The organism is Pararhodospirillum photometricum DSM 122, assembly GCF_000284415.1.
GTDB classification, from domain to species: domain Bacteria; phylum Pseudomonadota; class Alphaproteobacteria; order Rhodospirillales; family Rhodospirillaceae; genus Pararhodospirillum; species Pararhodospirillum photometricum.
Genome location: NC_017059.1, coordinates 118,395 through 133,216 on the forward strand (window position 1 = coordinate 118,395; position 14,822 = coordinate 133,216).

Consider the following 14,822-nt stretch of genomic DNA (forward strand, 5'->3'; position numbering starts at 1 on the left):
GAGGGCGGGAAGGTTCCTCTTTACCCCGGCGGGGCGCTGGGCATAGCTTCGCCCACCGAATTGATCATACTCCGAGGAACAGAGTCCGTGAGCCAAAACCTCTGCGTCAAGCTGTCCGACCGCCTTGCCTCCTTGAACGAATGCAAGGGCGACGTTCGTCAGGCGATGACCCGCGTCCTGGAGTCGGGCCTGACCGTGTTGGGGCCGGAAGTTGATGCTTTTGAAGGGGCTTTTGCCCGCTGGCTGGGGGTGGGCGCCGCCGTGGGCGTGTCCAGCGGGACCGATGCGGTCATGGTGGCCTTGCAGGTCGCCGGGGTTCGCAGCGGCGATCGGGTGGTGGTCGATGCCTTGGCCAGCGGCGCTTCTCTCGTGGCCCTGACCCGGCTGGGGGCCCAGCCCGTGCGGGCCGATGTCGAGCGTGCCACCTTGACCCTGGCCCCCGCCGCCTTGGAAGACATCCTGGCCAGGGAGTCCGTCCAGGCCGTCCTGGTCACCCACCGCGATGGTCATCCCGCCGATTTGCCGGCCCTCAAGGCGTTGTGCGATGCTCACCGTGTCGCCCTGGTTGAAGACTGCACCGAGGCCCTCGGCGCCGCCCAGGGAGGCCGTCGGGTCGGATGCGTCGGGGTGAGCGCCGCGTTTTGCTTCGGGCCGGAGCGGACCCTGGCCGCGCTCGGGCGCGCCGGGCTCGTCACCTGCGCCCAAGCCGAGGGGGGGGGAGCCCTGCGCACCGTGCGCGACACGTTGTTGGATTGCCCCATGGATTCGCTGCAAGCTGCCGTGTTGCGGGCCCAACTGCGCGGGGTGGACGGGGCCATCTTGCGCCGTCAGTCCATCGCCCTGCGCTACGACACCGCGCTGGGGCCCTTGGGGGTGGTCATTCCAACCGAGCGATCCTCGGCCACCCATGCGTATTGCCGCTACGTGATTCGCGTCGCCGATCCCCAGCCCGTGCGCGCTGCCCTGGCCGCCCTTGGTTTGGGCGAGGAGGCGCTCTGGCCGTTCGGGACGGTTGCCGATCCGTTGATGCCGGTCGCCGCCCAGGCGGTTCAGCAAGGGATTGCCGTGCCGGTTTATCCCCAGTTGCCGGCCGAGCATCAGCGGGCGGTGATTGCCGCGATTGCCTCGGCGGTGCGGGCTTAAAAAGGGCAAGGAAAGAACAAGGCTGGGGAGGCGGGCCTCCCCAGACCCCTCGTTTTTTTAGCTGCGCCAGCGGTTGAGGACGTCGGCGATGTGGGCCACGAAAGACAGCAGCAGGATAAAAGCGACCAGGATCCAGGGCGCCCCAACTAGGGCCGCTCTGACAGCCGCCAGCAGCAAGGCGCCGGGCAACAGCAAGGTCACGATCCCCAGGGGGGGCAAGCCGCCGCCGCTGCGCCGATGGAGCAGGACCAAAACCCATCCTTCCACCACCATCAGCAGGAGGATGAAATCAATCACCACGCCCGATGTGAACAGCGCACTCATGCGGGATCTCCTTCAAGGACCAAGACGAGAGAGGCCGGGCTCTTCTTGCCTCTCCCTACGGTCGTGGCTCAGACTCGGACCAGTCCCAGGAGATGGGCAATGTTTTTGAAAAAGATTCGGGTCAGGGCCACCGGGTCGCGCCAAGACAGCCGCTTGTTCATGTAGGCATCCCAGGTCATGCGTTGGATGGTGGGGTCGGCGCACAGGGCGACGAACCGCTCGCGGCGCTCGTCGGACACGTACCAGAAGCGTTGCATCATCTCGAGGATCCAGAACACGAGGCCGTGATCCCACAAGAAGCGCCGTCGGGCCTCACCAAGACACGCTGGGTTGCCGCTCTTGAGAAACCGCTCCACGGCGCGGGCCGCCTGCCGTCCGCTTTCCAAGGCGTAGTAAATCCCCTCGCCCGACGACGGCGCCACCACCCCGGCGGCATCGCCGGCCAGCAGCACATCGCGGCCATTGTCCCAGCGCTTGCGTGGCCGCAGGGGAATGGGGGCGCCCTCAGAGCGGAGGGTCTCGACTTCGGAGAGCCCCACGGCGTCTCGCAGCAAACGGGTCGCGTCGCGCAGCGAGAAGCCCTTGACCTCGGTGCCGACCCCCACGCTGATGGTGTCGCCGTGCGGGAACACCCAGCCGTAGAAGTCGGGCGAGATCCGGCCCTGATACCACACATCGCAGACACTGGCGTCGAAGCCGGCCGGCGTGCGGACGATCTCGTGATAGGCCGCCACCGTGGGCAGGGTCTCGTCGGGCAGGGCGGCGCGGGCCACCAACGAGAGGGCACCGTCCGCCCCGATGACCGCCCGGGTGCGCAGGCGTTGCTCCGGGGCGTCCTCGGCCGCGTCCTTGGCTCGATAGACGACCACGGCGGTACCATCGTCCTCGCGCTCTAGGGCGCGGAAGGTGCCGGCCACCCGCCGGGCACCGGCCGTGGCCGCCCGCTCGCGCAGCCAGGGATCGAAGGTCTGGCGATCGACCATGCCGACATAGCCCTCGCCGATGGGCATTAAGACCACCCGGCCCGAGGGCGCCACCATGCGAGCCCCGTGGACCTTGGCGCACAGGACCGCCTCGGGAATGTCGAAATCGCGCATCGCCCGGGGAGGGATGGCGCCGCCGCACGGCTTGATTCGCCCTTCGCGATCGAGCAACACCACCGCAAATCCGGCCAGGGCCAGATCGCGGGCTGCCGTGGCTCCGGCCGGCCCGCCGCCGACCACAACCACGTCAACAGTGCCGCCGCAACCTCCACCACAGGTGCAGGCACACGGCGAAGTCGAAGGAGAGGCGGAGGGAGCGGGCTCAGGCGCGCACGCGCCGTTGCACGAGCAGGAAGAGCGTTCGGTCATGCCTGTTTTCCGGTTTCGATCACAACGGTGCCGGTGTCTTTCCCGCGCACGGCGGCGACGGGAGAGGCCGATCCCTTGGCGCCCAGCCGCAGGGCCAGGACGGCCGAGACCAGGAACAAAACGGCTTCGGCCGCGAAAACCGCCTGATAGGCTGGCGTGGGAGCGCCGACCAAGGCGCGCGTGGCATCAACGGCGGCGGTCCCGAGGAAACCGCCCAGGCCCATGGCCACGGCCTGCGCCGCGCCCCACACGCCCATACGCATGCCCTCGCGGCCGGCTTGGCCCTGGCTGGCGAAGGTCATCATCGAGCCGATGGCCGCCACCGCATAGATTCCGGTGGCAAAGCCCAGGAAAAACACCCAGGCCCGGAACGGCCACTCCGGTGCCAGGAAGCCCGCCGCCACCAGCCCGACAAAGGCGACCGTCGAGGTGAGGCAGCCGATCAGAGTCCACAGGCGCAAAGAGCCGAAGATGGTGCGCCGCAGCAGACTGCCCGCCAGTCCAACCAGCAGCATGCCGGCGAACACCCCGGAATGCTGCATGCCGGCCAAGCGTGTGGTCTCGCCCGCCGTCATGTTGAACACATGGCCGCCGAACGGCTCCAAGATTAGATCCTGGGCGCTGTAGGCCAGCATGGAGATAAAGACGAAGACGGCGAAGCCCCGGGTGTTCTTCTCGCCCCAAACCTGAGGCAGCGCCTCGCGGAACGAGACCTTGGCCGGGGCGGTGTCGTCGAGGGCCGTAGGGTCCTGGACTGGGGCGGTATTGCGCTCGACCCCGAACAAGGCCAGCACGGTGACGATTACGGCCAACACCGACACGCTGGTGCACACCAGGATCAGGCGCTCGCCCGAGTAGGGGTCGAGGAAATGGCCGGCACTGCCGGCGGTAACGGCAAAGCCCGCGATCATCATCATCCAGACGATGGTCGCCGAAGCGGCGCGGCGCTCAGGAACAACCCGGGTGGCGAGAAAGGCCAGAAGGCAGGTGCCGGCGGCACCCACGCCCACGCCGATGAGCAAGAAGCCAAGAACAGCGAGCGCGATGGCCGGCAGGGGATCCGTGCCCATCCAGGCGGTGGCGACGGCGGCCAGGGCGCCGCCCAGGCCGAGGACGGCCATGCCGCCAATGATCCAAGGGGTTCGCCGACCGCCCATGTCGGAGCCATAGCCCCAGCGGGGCCGCAGGAATTGCAGGGCGTGGTGGAAGGTTACGAGGGCGCCGGGGAGCACGGCCAGCATGTGGTGCTCCACGACCATGACGCGGTTGAGGGTGGAGGTGGAAAGAACCACCACCGCCCCCAGGGCTGTTTGGACCAGTCCGAGCCGCAAGATGCCCAGCCAGCCCAGCCCGCCCCGCGCCGTCGTCATGGGGCGACCAGGGAGGGCATGGCCGCCGCCGCCACCATCATGCCCAGCACATAAAGGGTAATACCGGTTTGGTTGTACCAAGGCGCGAGGTCCTTGGGCCGGCGCAGGAGGCGGACCATCAAGGCGCCTTGCACCAGGAGCGACACGGTAATGATGCCCGCGTGGACCGGCTTGTCCCAGGCCATTAGGAGGAGAATGACGATCGCTTGCGGTACGGCCATGACGATGCAGGCCAGTTGACCCGCCTTCTCCACGCCGAGCTGGGCCGGCAGCGAGCGCACCCCCATCTTAAGATCACCCTCGACCGACTTGAAATCGTTCAAGGTCATGATCCCGTGGGCGCCGGCGCTGTAGAGGAAGGCAACCAGAATGATTTTCCAGTCGGGCAGGGCGCCGGTCATGACGGCGGCGCCGGTGAACCACGCCAAGCCCTCGTAGCACAGGCCGCACGCGGCGTTGCCCCACCAGCCATTCCCCTTGAGCCGGAGGGGGGGGGCGCTGTAGGCCCAGGCGAGCGCGAGGCCCACGGCGGCGGCGATCAGCACCCAGGAGCCGAGCAGGGCCGCGACCACCAAGGAGAGGACGGTCCAGCCGATGCCATAGTAGAGCGCGCGTCGTCCCGGCACCCGGCCCGAGGGGATCGGGCGATGGGGTTCGTTGAGCGCGTCCACGTGGCGGTCAAACCAGTCGTTGACGATCTGGCTGGTCCCGCAGACCAGGGGACCGGCGAGCAAGATGCCCGCCGGGATGAGTATCCAGCGTTCCGGGTGTGGCAAGCCGGACGAGACCACGCCGCACGCGTAGGCCCACATGGGGGGAAACCATGTGATCGGCTTGAGCAGTTCGACGTAGGGGGCGAGTTTAGAGCGCATCATGGCGGCACGGTAAGGCCCTGCCCTGGCCTTGTCAACGCGACCCGCTGGGGAGGCGCGGGGGGCTTGTCAAGGTGTCGGCGCGAGGGGAGAGGGACTGGAAAAAAAGGGAAGGCTGGGGAGGCGGGGCCTCCCCAGACCCCTCCAATCCTGGGGCGAAGGGCCAGCGGGAACGAGGGGTCTGGGGAGGCCCCGCCTCCCCAGCCTGTCTGTTTTTGTTTCCCTGGCCAGAAGCCCCCCTCCCCCTGAAAAAGGGGGGCGGGAAACTTTTGCCCCCGCGACGAGTTGGTGTAGGATGCGCCCTTCCGGGCCCGGCCTATGGTTGGGCGCGCGCGAGACTCTATCTCGTTTTGCGTGTCCTCCCCCCAGGTCCGTCCCACCACCAGACCAGACGCCACCAGACCAAACGCAGAAGAGAGGGATGCCCCATGCCGATGCCCACCAAGCTTCTCGAGGGAAAGAAGGGCCTCGTTCTTGGTCTTGCCAATGACCGGTCCATCGCCTGGGGCATCGCCAAGGCCGCCCATGATCATGGGGCCCAGTTGGCCTTCACCTATCAGGGCGATGCCTTGCTCAAGCGCATCAAGCCGCTGATCGACACCTTGGGCGACGGCACGCTCCTGATGCCCTGCGACGTGACCCGCGATGCCGACATGGATGCGACTTTCCAGACCTTGAAGGACACCTGGGGGTCGCTCGACTTCGTGGTGCACTCGGTGGCCTTCTCCGACAAGGAGCAGCTCAAGGGACACTACAAAGATACCACCCGCGAGAACTTCTTGCAGACCATGGACATCTCGGTGTTCTCCTTCACCGACGTGGCCAAGCGGGCCAGCGCCTTGATGAATGACGGCGGTTCGATGATCACCCTGACCTATTACGGCGCCGAGCGCGTCATGCCGCATTATAATGTGATGGGCGTGGCCAAGGCGGCGCTGGAGGCCAGCGTGCGTTATCTGGCCGCTGACCTGGGCGCGCGGGGCATTCGGGTCAACGCCATCTCGGCCGGCCCGATCAAGACCCTGGCCGCCATGGGCATCGGCGACTTCCGCTATATCCTCAAGTGGAACGAGTTCAACAGCCCGCTCCAGCGCAATGTCTCCATCGAGGACGTGGGCGGCTCCGGCCTCTACCTGCTCTCCGACCTGTCGCGCGGCGTGACCGGCGAGGTCCACCACGTGGACAGCGGCTATCACACCGTGGGCATGCTCAACATGGAGAGCGTTTCCGAGGTGGCCGACCTTCTCGATTCTATCCGCAAGGGCTGAGGCGGGCATGGCCGGGGACAGCTTCGGGACCTTGTTCCGGTTCACGAGCTTCGGCGAAAGCCATGGGCCGGCGCTGGGCTGCGTCGTTGAAGGGACGCCCCCCGGCGTGCCCCTCGACGTCGCGGCGATCCAACGCGCGCTCGACCGGCGCAAGCCGGGGCAGTCGCGCTTTACCACCCAGCGCCGCGAGGACGATGCGGTCGAGATCCTCTCCGGGGTCTATGAAGGCCTGACCACGGGCACGCCCATCGCCTTCTTGATCCGCAACACCGATCAGCGCTCGCATGACTACGCCGCCATCGCCCAGCGCTTTCGCCCCGGCCACGCCGACTACACCTATTGGCAAAAGTACGGCCTGCGCGACCCCCGGGGTGGTGGGCGTTCCAGTGCGCGCGAGACGGCGGCCCGCGTGGCGGCCGGGGCTCTGGCCGAGCAAGTCTTGCGCCATCTCCTGGGTACCGGCTTCCTGGTGCGCGGTGCCCTCGTGGAAATGGGCGGCGTGGCCATCGACCGCGCTCGCTGGGACTGGGGCGAAACCGTGCGCAACCCCTTCTTTGCGCCTGATGCCGCCATCGTTCCCCAGTGGGAGACGCTGCTGGATGGCGTGCGCAAGGACGGCTCCAGTGTTGGCGCGGTGATCGAAGTCGAGGCTCTCGGCGTGCCGGCCGGTCTCGGCGAGCCCGTCTATGACCGCCTCGACGCCGATCTGGCCAAGGCCTTGATGAGCATCAATGCCGTCAAGGGGGTCGAGATCGGTGCCGGCTTCGCCAGTGCCCGCCTGCGTGGCGAACAAAACGCCGACGAGATGGAGCCCGACGGTCAGGGCGGCGTGCGCTTTTGCTCCAACAACGCGGGCGGCATTCTGGGAGGAATCTCCAGCGGGCAGCCCGTGGTGGCCCGGTTGGCGGTCAAGCCCACCAGTTCCCTGTTGATCCCGCGCCATAGTGTCGATACGGCGGGGCAGCCCGTTGAGGTGGTCACCAAGGGGCGTCACGACCCTTGTGTGGGGATCCGCGCGGTGCCGGTGGCCGAGGCCATGGTGTCGGTGTGTCTCCTCGACCATCTGTTGCGTTTTCGGGGCCAGTGCGGCGCCCGCGCGTTGCCCCGGTGAGGGCTTGGCCCCGGTTTCGGGGGGGGAGCTTTGGGTGGCCGTCCCCCTTCTTCACCTGACAAGGGAAGATGATCATGCGTTTTTTTGGCAAGGCCCTCATTGCCCTGTTCGCGACCTTGGGCGTTTTGGCCGTGGGTCTGGCGGGGGTGGGGCTTCTGGCCTTGTCCTCACTGGGCCGGCAGGCCGAGCCCCTCCCCGAGAGCATGGTGCTGACCCTGGCCATTGATGGTGCCTTCCCTGAAACCGGGGGAGACGATCCGTCCCAGGCTCTGATGGCCGGGCTTTTGGGCGAGCGGCCGCGTCCCTCGTTGTTGGCCGTGAGCCAAGCCTTGACCCAGGCGGCCACCGATCCCGCCGTGCGCGGTGTCTTGGTGCATGTGGGGGAAGCCGGGCTGGGCATGGCCCAGGCGCAGGAGGTGCGCGATGCCGTGCGTGCCTTCCGGGCGTCGGGCAAGCCCGCCTTGGTGTTCGCCGAAACCCTGGGCGAGTTCGGCGGCGGGACCGTGCCCTATTACGTGGCCTCGGCGTTCGATCAGGTCTGGTTGCAGCCCTCCGGTTTGGTGGCAGCGACTGGCTTTGCCGTGCGCCAGCCCTTCGCCCGGGCCCTTCTCGATCGCCTAGGTCTTGAGGCCCAGTTTGAAACCCGCAAGAGCTTCAAGACCGCGGCGAGCGCGCTGACCGATCCCGCCCTCTCCGAGCCCGGCCGCGTGGCCCTGAGTGCCGTGGTCGAGGGCTGGATGGGGCAGGTGGTCCAGGGCGTGGCCGCCGATCGCTCCTTGGCCCCGGCGCAGGTGCGCGCCCTGATCGACCGCGCTCCCTTGCTGGCCCAGGAAGCCAAGGAGGCTGGCCTCGTCGATCGCCTGGGGTATGCCGACGAGGTGGAAACGGCCATCACCCAGGCCGCCGGGACCACTCAGAGGGTGCCGCTCGCCCGCTACGCCGCCGATCTTGCCCGCCGCACTCCCGACAAGGAAGCGCGCCGGGTGATCTATCTCAGCGCCAGCGGGCCGGTGGTCCTGGGCGATGGGCGCCAGGGGCCGTTCGATGATCAGGAAATCGACGGGCGCGCCCTGGCCGCTGCCATCGATAAGGCGGTGCAAGACCCCAAGGCCGTGGGCATTGTGTTGCGTCTCAACAGCCCCGGTGGCTCCTATGTCGGCTCCGACGTGGTGTGGCGGGCCATCGCTCGGGCCCGCGACCGGGGCATGCCCATCATTGCCTCCTTGGGCGACATGGCGGCCTCGGGGGGATATTTCATCGCCATGGGGGCCAACCGGATCGTGGCCCAGCCGGGAACCCTGACCGGGTCCATTGGGGTGCTGGCCGGCAAGGTGACGTTTGGCAAGGCCAGCGCCGATCTGGGTGTGACCTGGGATGGGGTGTCGGCCGGGCGCAATGCCGGTCTGTTCTCGCCGACCGAGCCCTTTGATGAAGCGGGCCGGGCGCGCCTGGGCGCCGTACTGGATGCCATTTACGCCGACTTCACCGCCAAGGCGGCGCGGGCCCGCTCCTTGTCTCCGGTGGCCCTCGAAGCGGCGGCGCAGGGGCGGGTGTGGATCGGCGCCGATGCTCGCACCCAGGGGCTGGTCGATGACCTGGGCGGCGTGGCGCAGGCGCTGGCCGCCGTGCGCAGTGCCGCTGGTCTCGACCCGACCACGCCCTTGGACATCGTGCGCGGCGGCACGGGCGAGGACTTGCCCTGGCTGCTGCGTGCGGCCTCTCACTTTGAGGGGGCCCACGCGGTGGCGGCCCTGATGCGTGGGGTGGCCACCGTGGTCCCCTTGCTGGAGGGCGTTGAGGGTGTTCGTGCTCCCCTGGCGCTCCCGCCGCTGCTGATTGAATGAGGAAAGGCCGGGGAGGCCGAGCCTCCCCGGGTCCCTCGAGCCTTTTTGTATCGTCTCTTGACCATCTGGAAGGGATTTCCAGGCATCCTTGGGACTGGAATCGCTCCGGGCCGTTTTCTCCCTCTTCTCACCCCCCGGACAAAAGGCGTAGGGTGTGTATGGCTAAAAGGAGAAAGGATGCGATGGACTATCTCGAGACGCTTGAACACGCCGACAAGGTGGCCCAGGAGGCGCTGTCTTGTATGCGCCGTCTCGGCATCCCCTCTCATCCTCGGAATTTTGCCATCTGGTATGGTTTTTTCTCGGAAAAGTTTCCTGATTTAAGCCGGCGTGTGCAGTCCCTCCTGGAGAACAAGGTTGTCTTCACCGAAGCGGTGAATGATGACTTGTTCGAGCGCTTTTTTACCAGCCGGCATGAGGCCGAGGGCATGTTGGTCGCCACGCGCCGTCTCGACCTGACCTTGGCTCAGATGCGCTCCTTGTTTCTTGCCGCCCACCAGGGCACCGAAGCCTACGGCGATGCCTTGGAAACCTTTGGGCGTCGCTTGCTGGAGACCGATTCCGGCATGGTGGAGGTGTTGGTCTCGGCGGCCCTGGATGAAACCCGGGCCATGCTCGACATCAACCGGACCTTGGGGGAGGAGTTGACCCGTTCGTCGGCCGAGGTCCGCCAACTGCGCGAGGAACTGGAGCGGGTGCGCCGCGAGGCCCTGACCGATGGTCTCACCGGCCTTGGCAACCGCAAGGTCTTCGATGCCGGGGTGCGCGACCTGACCCAGCGCGCCACCGCCGAGGCCACGCGTGGATTGAGCTTGATGATGCTCGATATCGACCACTTCAAGACATTTAACGATTGTTATGGGCACCAGATGGGCGATCAGGTGTTGCGTCTGGTGGCCAGCATGATTCAAGATAGCCTGGAGGGTGAGGCTATCACAGCGCGCTACGGCGGCGAGGAGTTTGCCGTGTTGCTGCCCGACACTCCGGGGAGCGAGGCGGTGGTGGTGGCCGAGCGCATTCGCCGCCACGTGGCCTCCCGTCATGTCACCAATCGGCGCACCGGTCAGGATTTAGGGGGGATTACCCTGTCGGCTGGGGTGAGCCAGTACATTCTGGGCGAGGCGGCCGCCGATTTCATTCGCCGGGCCGACGAGGCTCTTTATGCCGCCAAGGCCCAGGGGCGCAATTGTGTGGTGTGCTTTGAGGATGAGGCTGGTCTGCCGCGTCGGCGCTTGGCGCCTTGAGGGGAAAAAGGAAGGCTGGGGAGGCTTGCCTCCCCAGGCCCCTCCCGTCCTTGGGTACTCTCTTAGGGTCTGGGGAGGCGAGCCTCCCCAGCCTTTCCCTTTCTCAAGCGTCGCTAGACAACTCCTCGGGCGGTGTGTCTTCAAAAGACGCGGCCGGGCGTTCGCTCAACGGCCGCACGCGCTCTTCTAGGTCCGGGCCCAGGACCTGCTCGGCCATCGCCAGATCGTAGCGGGCTTGCAGGTTCATCCAATAGAGGGCCGAAGTCCCGAACAGGCGGGCCAAGCGCAAGGCGGTATCGGCGGTCATGGGGCGCTGCCCGGCCATGATGGCGCTGATGCGATTGGCGGGCACCCCAAGCGCGCGGGCCAATCGGTTGACGCTCAGGCCGTTGGGGTCCATGAACAAGCGGTGAAGGGTCTGCCCCGGATGCGGTGGTCTGGCGTCGGACGTGGCCATGCCCTGGCTCCTTGATGTCCGCCGCAAGATACCCTACCCGGACCACGACGCAACCCCGGACGTTGAGCCCGCGCCCCAGCGCCACGTTTTTCGCGTCCCTATGAGTGAAGACCAGAACCATGGACGATCCGTTTCCCCTGGACGAGCCGTCGTCTCCCGCCCCGGTGGCGGCGCCCGCATGGCTTGAGACGCTCAATCCTGAACAGCGCGAGGCTGTGACTGCCACTGAGGGTCCCGTCCTGGTGCTCTCGGGGGCCGGCACCGGTAAAACCCGCGTGCTCACCACCCGGCTGGCTTATATCCTCGCCACCTGCCGCGTGCGGCCCTGGCAGGTGTTGGCCGTGACCTTTACCAACAAAGCGGCCCGGGAAATGCGCGAGCGCGCCACGTCCTTGATTGGTCCCGACGCCGAGCAGGTGTGGTTGGGGACCTTTCACTCCCTGGGAGTGCGCTTGCTGCGTCGCCACGGGGCCTTGGTGGGGCTGCGCCCGGGCTTTACCATCTTGGATAGCGACGACCAGCAGCGGCTCTTGAAGCAGATCATGGACGCCGAGCGGCTCGACCTTAAGCGCTGGCAGCCCCAGGTCGCCTTGAGTCTCCTCCAGCGTTGGAAGGACCGGGGCTGGCTGCCCGAGGCGGTGCCGGCCGACGATCCGAGCCGTTCCTTTGCCGAGGGGCGCCTGCTCGACCTCTATCGCCAGTATCAGGACCGCTTGATGGTGGTGAACGCCGCCGACTTTGGCGATCTGTTGCTGCACTGCCTCACCCTATTGACCCGCAATCCCCAGGTTTTGGCCGAGGTCAGCGGGCAATTTCGCTATATTCTGGTGGATGAGTACCAGGACACCAATGTCGCCCAGTATCTTTGGCTGCGTTTGCTGGCGCGGGCCCATGGTAACTTGTGCTGTGTTGGCGATGACGACCAGTCCATTTATTCCTGGCGCGGCGCTGCTGTGGGCAACATCTTGCGCTTTGAGGAGGATTTCCCGGGGGCGACCTTGGTTCGCCTGGAGAGCAACTATCGCTCGACCTCTACGATCTTGGCGGCGGCCTCGGGCTTGATCCGCCATAACCAGGGGCGCCTCGGCAAGGAGTTGCGCAGCGGCCTAGATACGCAGGAGCTGGGGCCGCCGATCAAGGTCTGGGGCGTGTGGGATGGCGCCGAGGAGGCTCGGCGCGTCGTAGACGAGATCGAGGCACGCCAGCGGGCCGGCGATGCCCTGGGCGGCATGGCGATCTTGGTGCGGGTTGGTTTCCAGACCCGCGAGTTTGAAGAGCGCCTGATCGTGACCGGCACGCCGTATCGGGTGATCGGCGGGCCTCGTTTTTATGAGCGCCAGGAAATCCGGGACGCCGTGGCCTACCTGCGCCTTGCCGTCCAACCCGACGATAGCTTGGCCTTCGAGCGGGTGGTCAACGTGCCCCGGCGCGGTCTGGGCGAGGCGACGCTGCAAATCCTCAACCGGGTGGCCCGCCTGGAGCGGATCAGCCTGCAAGAAGCGGCGCGGCGCGTGATCGAGACCGATGAAGTGCGGGCGGCGGCGCGCAACAAGCTGCGGGCTTTTCTCGCGGACCTGTCGCGCTGGCGGGCGCTCGGCGATGGCCTGGATCCTTCCAGCTTGTGCGCCACGATTCTCGACGAAAGCGGCTACGTCGACATGTGGCGCAAGGACCGTGCCCCGGATGCCGAAGGCCGGGTGGAAAACCTGAAGGAACTGGTCGGGGCCCTGAAGGAATTCGACACCCTGGAGGGCTTCTTGGAGCATGTCAGCTTGGTGATGGACAACGAGGCCCGGGCCGGCGAGCAGGCGGTGACGCTGATGACTTTGCACGCCGCCAAGGGCTTGGAGTTCGACACCGTGTTTCTTCCCGGCTGGGAAGAGGACATCTTTCCCCATCGCCGCGCCTTGGAAGAGAGCGGTGCCGAGGGCCTGGAGGAGGAGCGGCGGCTGGCTTACGTGGGCCTGACCCGGGCCCGGCGGCGGGTTTACATCAGCTTTGCCGCGAGCCGCCGGGTGTTCGCCGACTGGCGGTCCTGCCTGCCATCCCGCTTTTTGGACGAACTGCCCCCCGAAACCGTCGAGCGCGAAAGTGCCAGCGGGGTGTATGGCTCGGGCGCCCAGGGCCATATGGACGCGCCGGGTGGTTGGGGACGGGTGCAGCAAAGCCCCGGCTGGGGGCGGTCGTCCCGGCGCGAGGCGGCGACTTTCCAGGTGGGCCAGCGGGTGGTGCACGACAGCTTCGGCGTGGGCGATGTGCTCGACGTGGCCGGCGACCGCCTGGAAATCGTGTTTGAGGGCGGCGCGGTGCGTAAGGTGATGGCCAGCTTCGTCAAAGCCATGGGCTAAAGGACCCGAGGGGTCTGGGGAGGCCCGCCTCCCCAGCCTTCCCTAAAGCGTCGGCTTAGTCGGCCAAGGTCCGCGCTTCGATCTGGGCGGTCTCCAAGAGGGCGTCCTCCTCGGCGTTGTCACGCAGGTCGGCGGTGAAGCGATAGAACAAGAAGCCGACAGCGAACAGCCCGCAGAACAAGCAGAATACCAGCCAGTTAAAGTAGATCATCGTTACCAAAGCGGCCACCGCCATGCCCAAGGCGATGGCCGGGAACACCGGGTAGAAGGGGGCGGCAAACGGGCGCGCCAAGGTGGGCTCGCTGACGCGCAGCTTAAAGAGCGCGGCCATCGACATGATGTACATCACGATCGCCCCAAACACCGACATGGTGACGATGTTCGCGGTCAGCGGCAGGCCGCCGATCTCAATCAAGCTATCGGAGAAAATCGCAGCGATGCCGACCACGCCACCGGCCAAGATCGCCTTCACCGGGGTGCGGGTTTTGGGGTTGATGGTGGCAAAGGCCGGCGGCAGGAAGCCGGCGCGGGCCAGGGCGAAGATCTGGCGCGAATAGCCCATGATGATGCCGTGGAACGAGGCGATCAGACCAAACAGGCCGATCCAGACCAGCATGTGCAGCCAGCCCGAGTTTTCGCCAACCACGATCTTCATGGCCTGGGGCAGGGGGTCATTGACGTTGGACAGCAAGCGCCAGTCGCCGGTCCCGCCCGCCATGATCATGGTGCCGAAGGCCAGGAGAACCAGGGTTAAGATGCCGGCGATGTAGGCGGTGGGGACGGTGCGGGTGGGGTTGCGGGTTTCCTCGGCGGCCATGGCGGCGCCCTCGATGGCCAGGAAGAACCAGATGGCAAAGGGAATGGCCGCAAAGATCCCGGACACGCTGCCCAGGCTGAAGGCATTTTCCCCGCTCCAGCCGTTGGCCACAAAATTGGCCCACGAGAAGCCCGGCGCCACCACGCCCATGAACACCAGCAGCTCGAAAATGGCGAGCACGGTGATGAACAGCTCAAAGGTCGCGGCAATGGTCACGCCGGCAATGTTGAGCCCCATGAACACCACGTAGGCCCCTACCGCCGCCAGCTTGGGATCGAGCGCCGGGAACTGAACGTTGAGATAGGCACCAATGGCCAAGGAGATGGCCGGCGGCGCAAACACGAATTCAATTAAGGTGGCAAAACCAGCCACGAAGCCGCCCAGCGGGCCAAAGGCGCGATAAGCGTAGGCGAAGGGACCTCCGGCGTGGGGAATGGCGGTGGTCAGCTCGGTGAAGCTGAAAATAAAGGTGGTGTACATCGCCGCAATCAAGACGGTGGTCACCAAGAACCCCAGCGTCCCCGCCGCAGCCCAGCCATAGGACCAGCCAAAATACTCCCCAGAGATCACAAGCCCAACAGCAATCCCCCACAAGTGAAGGCCGGAAAGACTGCGCGAAAGCGCGGGTTTAGAAGCGTCTGCCATGACATTAACCATCCTTTTCCAAAGAAA

The 14,822-nt window shown here is 66.5% G+C and carries 12 protein-coding genes; 6 read left to right on the forward strand and 6 right to left on the reverse strand.

The features are described 5' to 3' along the window. Positions 1–87 precede the first annotated feature (87 nt). Complete coding sequence (locus RSPPHO_RS00435; RefSeq protein ID WP_041793614.1) at positions 88–1,143, forward strand: DegT/DnrJ/EryC1/StrS family aminotransferase; 1,056 nt, start codon at positions 88–90, stop codon at positions 1,141–1,143. Positions 1,144–1,200: 57 nt separating this feature from the next. On the opposite strand, the gene RSPPHO_RS00440 is transcribed toward RSPPHO_RS00435, so the two are convergent. The 4 genes from RSPPHO_RS00440 to chlG form a co-directional block, all read right to left on the reverse strand. Then, positions 1,201–1,467 carry a hypothetical protein gene (locus RSPPHO_RS00440; protein ID WP_014413316.1) on the reverse strand — a complete coding sequence of 89 codons (267 nt, stop codon included), beginning with the start codon at positions 1,465–1,467 and terminating at the stop codon, positions 1,201–1,203. Between the two features lie 68 nt (positions 1,468–1,535). Next, positions 1,536–2,819 (reverse strand): geranylgeranyl diphosphate reductase, encoded by a 1,284-nt coding sequence (locus RSPPHO_RS00445; protein ID WP_014413317.1) that lies wholly within the window; start codon positions 2,817–2,819, stop codon positions 1,536–1,538. Continuing rightward, positions 2,816–4,189 carry a BCD family MFS transporter gene (locus RSPPHO_RS00450; RefSeq protein ID WP_041793616.1) on the reverse strand — a complete coding sequence of 458 codons (1,374 nt, stop codon included), beginning with the start codon at positions 4,187–4,189 and terminating at the stop codon, positions 2,816–2,818. The genes RSPPHO_RS00445 and RSPPHO_RS00450 overlap by 4 nt, the downstream gene beginning before the upstream one ends. Further along, positions 4,186–5,064 carry a chlorophyll synthase ChlG gene (gene chlG, locus RSPPHO_RS00455; protein WP_014413319.1) on the reverse strand — a complete coding sequence of 293 codons (879 nt, stop codon included), beginning with the start codon at positions 5,062–5,064 and terminating at the stop codon, positions 4,186–4,188. Before chlG ends, RSPPHO_RS00450 begins: the two co-directional genes overlap by 4 nt. A 425-nt stretch (positions 5,065–5,489) precedes the next feature. Here chlG and fabI point away from each other — a divergent pair, with 425 nt between their 5' ends. The 4 genes from fabI to RSPPHO_RS00475 all read left to right on the forward strand — a co-directional run bounded on the left by fabI (position 5,490) and on the right by RSPPHO_RS00475 (position 10,528). Further along, positions 5,490–6,329, forward strand: coding sequence for an enoyl-ACP reductase FabI (fabI, locus tag RSPPHO_RS00460; RefSeq protein ID WP_041793617.1), 840 nt, complete (start codon positions 5,490–5,492; stop codon positions 6,327–6,329). A 7-nt stretch (positions 6,330–6,336) separates the two neighbouring features. Beyond that, positions 6,337–7,440: a chorismate synthase gene (gene aroC, locus RSPPHO_RS00465; RefSeq protein ID WP_014413321.1), complete on the forward strand. Its 1,104-nt coding sequence runs from the start codon at positions 6,337–6,339 to the stop codon at positions 7,438–7,440. A 68-nt stretch (positions 7,441–7,508) separates the two neighbouring features. Continuing rightward, entirely contained in the window at positions 7,509–9,284 is a 1,776-nt protein-coding gene (locus RSPPHO_RS00470) for a S49 family peptidase (protein WP_014413322.1), read from the forward strand. Between the two features lie 182 nt (positions 9,285–9,466). Further along, a complete protein-coding gene (locus RSPPHO_RS00475) occupies positions 9,467–10,528 on the forward strand; it encodes a GGDEF domain-containing protein (RefSeq protein ID WP_041793618.1) in 1,062 nt (353 codons plus the stop codon). 103 nt (positions 10,529–10,631) lie between these two features. On the opposite strand, the gene RSPPHO_RS00480 is transcribed toward RSPPHO_RS00475, so the two are convergent. Beyond that, positions 10,632–10,985 carry a HigA family addiction module antitoxin gene (locus tag RSPPHO_RS00480; RefSeq protein WP_041793619.1) on the reverse strand — a complete coding sequence of 118 codons (354 nt, stop codon included), beginning with the start codon at positions 10,983–10,985 and terminating at the stop codon, positions 10,632–10,634. Between the two features lie 119 nt (positions 10,986–11,104). Here RSPPHO_RS00480 and RSPPHO_RS00485 point away from each other — a divergent pair, with 119 nt between their 5' ends. Continuing rightward, a complete protein-coding gene (locus tag RSPPHO_RS00485; RefSeq protein WP_041793620.1) occupies positions 11,105–13,333 on the forward strand; it encodes an ATP-dependent helicase in 2,229 nt (742 codons plus the stop codon). A 55-nt stretch (positions 13,334–13,388) separates the two neighbouring features. On the opposite strand, the gene eat is transcribed toward RSPPHO_RS00485, so the two are convergent. Beyond that, positions 13,389–14,795, reverse strand: coding sequence for an ethanolamine permease (eat, locus tag RSPPHO_RS00490; protein WP_041793621.1), 1,407 nt, complete (start codon positions 14,793–14,795; stop codon positions 13,389–13,391). Positions 14,796–14,822: the final 27 nt, after the last annotated feature.